Genomic DNA, 3,837 nt, shown 5'->3' with positions numbered 1-3,837 from the left:
TCGCCCGCGGCCGCGCGCTGGATGCGGCGGGCCCGGGGGGGGGCGGGCCCCCCCCCCCCCGTGGGGGGGGCGGTCACCGCGCGCCCGACCGGGGGGCGCCGGGTTTTTGCCGACCCCCCGGCCCCCGTCCGTATGTATCGGTGTACGAGCAGCTCAGAGGGCATGCCGGGACTCCCGCTGCTCCTCCCGCTCCGGAATTTCCGGCCGGCGAGTGCACGGTGACGAACGGGGGTTTGATTCACGGGTGAACGGGGTCGAACACCGTTCCGTCCACGAAATGCGGGACCGGACCAAACAGTTCCGAATGAGGGTGCCTCAGGCGCGCTTCTCGGCCTGGAGCCGGGCCACGTACGCGGCGGCCTGGGAGCGGCGCTCCATGCCCAGCTTGGACAGCAGGCTGGAGACGTAGTTCTTGATGGTCTTCTCGGCCAGGTGCAGCCGCTCGCCGATGACGCGGTTGGTCAGGCCCTCACCGATCAGGTCGAGGATCTTCCGCTCCTGCTCGGTGAGGTGGGACAGGCGGTCGTCGCCCTTGCCGTTCTTGCCGTCGCGCAGCCGTTCCAGCACCCGTGCGGTGGCGACCGGATCCAGCAGCGACCTGCCGGCCGCGACGTCCCGTACGGCGCTCAGCAGCTCATTTCCGCGGATCGCCTTCAGCACGTAGCCCGAGGCGCCGGCCATGATCGCGTCGAACAGCGCCTCGTCGTCGGCGAACGAGGTCAACATCAGGCATTTGATGTCCTCGTCCGTGGAGCGGACCTCGCGGCAGACCTCGACCCCGCTGCCGTCCGGCAGGCGCACGTCGAGCACGGCCACGTCGGGCCGGGTGGCGGGGATGCGCACCAAGGCGTCCGCGGCGGTGCCCGCCTCACCGACGATCTCGATGTCCTCTTCGACCGAAAGGAGCTCATGGACACCGCGCCGTACCACTTCGTGGTCGTCCAGGAGGAATACCTTGATTTTTCCGTCTTCGCGCACGAACTCAGTTTCACACACTCACCCCTTCCCTGCCGTCGTTACCCGGGATAACGTGCCGTTGTTCCGGCCCCCTGCAAGGCTGTGACCAGTGGTTGTTCCCCGCCCTGCCGATTTACTTGGAAATCCAAGCAAAAACGCAGGTCAAGTGGGGTTTCGCAGTTATGCGGCGCACTGGGTAACGTGCATTGCGCAGGGCACTTGCCGGGGCACCTGTCACGCTCGCATCCGCACACGAAGCGCACCCACCCCGTGCGCTGGTACGGATACGGGTGAGCCGCACTGGACCCCGGAGAACCCGGGAGCCGGACCGACGGAGGAGCAACACGTGACCGTGGAGAGCACTGCCGCGCGCAAGCCGCGACGCAGCAGCGGCACCAAGCGGGCGGCAGGCGCGGCGAGCGCCGCCAAGGCCCCCGCTGCCAAGGCTGTCGCCACCGCGCAGAACGCCGAGCCCCAGCTCGTACAGCTGCTGACGCCCGAAGGGGAACGGGTCAGCGCAGCGGACAATCCCGACGCCGCGGAGTTCCTCTCCTTCGTCGAGGACATCACGACCGAGGACCTGCGCGGGCTGTACCGCGACATGGTCCTGACCCGCCGCTTCGACGGCGAGGCGACCGCCCTCCAGCGCCAGGGCGAGCTGGGCCTGTGGGCCTCGCTGCTCGGCCAGGAGGCCGCCCAGATCGGATCCGGGCGCGCACTGCGCGACGACGACTACGTGTTCCCGACCTACCGCGAGCACGGTGTGGCCTGGTGCCGCGGCGTCGACCCGACCAACCTGCTCGGCATGTTCCGCGGCGTGAACCACGGCGGCTGGGACCCGAACACCAACAACTTCCACCTGTACACGATCGTCATCGGCTCGCAGACGCTGCACGCGACCGGTTACGCGATGGGCGTGGCCAAGGACGGCGCGGACTCCGCGGTCATCGCCTACTTCGGCGACGGCGCGTCCAGCCAGGGCGACGTCGCCGAGGCGTTCACCTTCTCGGCCGTCTACAACTCCCCCGTGGTGTTCTTCTGCCAGAACAACCAGTGGGCGATCTCCGAGCCCACCGAGCGCCAGATGCGCGTGCCGCTCTACCAGCGCGCCCAGGGCTTCGGCTTCCCCGGCATCCGCGTGGACGGCAACGATGTCCTGGCCTGCCTGGCGGTCACCCGCTGGGCGCTGGAGCGGGCGCGCCGCGGCGAGGGCCCGACCCTGGTCGAGGCGTTCACGTACCGGATGGCCGCCCACACCACCTCCGACGACCCGACCAAGTACCGGCGGGACGAGGAGACGGCGGCCTGGGAGGCGAAGGACCCCATCCTGCGCCTGAAGACGTACCTGCTGGCCAGCGGCGGCGCCGACGAGGCCTTCTTCGAGGCCCTGGAGGCCGAGAGCGAGGCGCTCGGCAAGCGCGTGCGCGAGGTCGTGCGCGCCATGCCCGACCCGGACACGATGGCGATCTTCGAGAACGTCTACGCGGACGGGCACGCGCTCGTCGACGAGGAGCGCGCCCAGTTCGCCGCCTACCTCGCGTCCTTCGAGGAGGGTCACTGATGGCTGTCGAGAAGATGTCGATCGCGAAGGCGCTCAACGAGTCCCTGCGCAAGGCCCTGGAGACGGACCCGAAGGTCCTGATCATGGGTGAGGACGTCGGCAAGCTGGGCGGTGTCTTCCGCATCACCGACGGGCTCCAGAAGGACTTCGGCGAGGAGCGGGTCATCGACACCCCGCTCGCCGAGTCCGGCATCGTCGGCACGGCGATCGGCCTGGCGCTGCGCGGCTACCGCCCCGTGGTGGAGATCCAGTTCGACGGGTTCGTCTTCCCCGCGTACGACCAGATCGTCACGCAGCTCGCGAAGATGCACGCGCGGGCCCTGGGCAAGGTCAAGATGCCGGTCGTCGTGCGCATCCCCTACGCGGGCGGCATCGGCGCGGTCGAGCACCACTCGGAGTCTCCCGAGGCGCTGTTCGCGCACGTCCCGGGTCTGAAGGTGGTCTCCCCGTCGAACCCGAGCGACGCGTACTGGATGCTCCAGCAGGCGATCCTCAGCGACGACCCGGTGATCTTCTTCGAGCCGAAGCGCCGCTACTGGGACAAGGGCGAGGTCGACACCGACGCGATCCCGGACTCCCTGCACACGGCGCGGGTCGCCCGCGAGGGCTCGGACATCACCCTGGCGGCCTACGGCCCGATGGTGAAGGTCTGCCTGGAGGCGGCGGCCGCGGCGGCCGAGGAGGGCAAGTCGGTGGAGGTCGTGGACCTGCGCTCGATGTCCCCCATCGACTTCGACGGGCTGCAGGTCTCCGTGGAGAAGACCCGCCGGCTCGTGGTCGTCCACGAGGCCCCGGTGTTCCTGGGCACGGGCGCGGAGATCGCCGCCCGCATCACGGAGCGGTGCTTCTACCACCTGGAGGCGCCGGTGCTGCGCGTGGGCGGTTTCCACGCCCCGTACCCGCCGGCCCGCCTGGAGGACGAGTACCTGCCGGGCCTGGACAGGGTGCTCGACGCCGTCGACCGCTCGCTGGCGTACTGAGGAGAGCCCTGTGACCATCCGCGAATTCAAGATGCCCGACGTGGGCGAGGGCCTCACCGAGGCCGAGATCCTCAAGTGGTACGTCCAGCCGGGTGACACGGTCACCGACGGGCAGGTCGTGTGCGAGGTCGAGACGGCGAAGGCGGCCGTCGAGCTGCCGATCCCGTTCGACGGCACCGTGCACGCGCTCCTCTTCGAGGAGGGCACCACGGTCGACGTCGGCCAGGTGATCATCTCGGTGCAGACGGGCCCGGCGGAGGCCGAGGCCCAGGCCGCGGCCGTCTCAGCACCGGCCGCCTCCCCTTTCGCCGCCGAGCAGCCGTCCTAGGCGACCGCCCC

The 3,837-nt window shown here is 69.9% G+C and carries 3 protein-coding genes and 1 pseudogene; 3 read left to right on the top strand and 1 reads right to left on the bottom strand.

Annotation, left to right across the window (positions count from 1 at the left end):
• Positions 1–315 precede the first annotated feature (315 nt).
• Positions 316–978, bottom strand: a complete 663-nt coding sequence (locus ACFXA3_RS27940; protein WP_385191200.1) for a response regulator — start codon at positions 976–978, stop codon at positions 316–318.
• A 325-nt stretch (positions 979–1,303) separates the two neighbouring features.
• Here ACFXA3_RS27940 and pdhA point away from each other — a divergent pair, with 325 nt between their 5' ends.
• From pdhA to ACFXA3_RS27925, 3 genes and pseudogenes are all read left to right on the top strand, one after another.
• Positions 1,304–2,518, top strand: coding sequence for a pyruvate dehydrogenase (acetyl-transferring) E1 component subunit alpha (gene pdhA / locus ACFXA3_RS27935; protein ID WP_385191198.1), 1,215 nt, complete (start codon positions 1,304–1,306; stop codon positions 2,516–2,518).
• On the top strand, positions 2,518–3,498 hold the full coding sequence (locus ACFXA3_RS27930) for an alpha-ketoacid dehydrogenase subunit beta (RefSeq protein WP_054227295.1): 981 nt from the start codon (positions 2,518–2,520) through the stop codon (positions 3,496–3,498). The genes pdhA and ACFXA3_RS27930 overlap by 1 nt, the downstream gene beginning before the upstream one ends.
• A 31-nt stretch (positions 3,499–3,529) precedes the next feature.
• Positions 3,530–3,814: pseudogene (locus ACFXA3_RS27925) on the top strand (biotin/lipoyl-containing protein); the annotation flags it as partial.
• Positions 3,815–3,837: the final 23 nt, after the last annotated feature.

Source organism: Streptomyces sp. NPDC059456, from assembly GCF_042750055.1.
Taxonomy (GTDB): domain Bacteria; phylum Actinomycetota; class Actinomycetes; order Streptomycetales; family Streptomycetaceae; genus Streptomyces.
The sequence above is the reverse complement of the archived record's forward strand: the minus strand, read 5'-3'. Positions and strand labels throughout refer to the sequence as shown.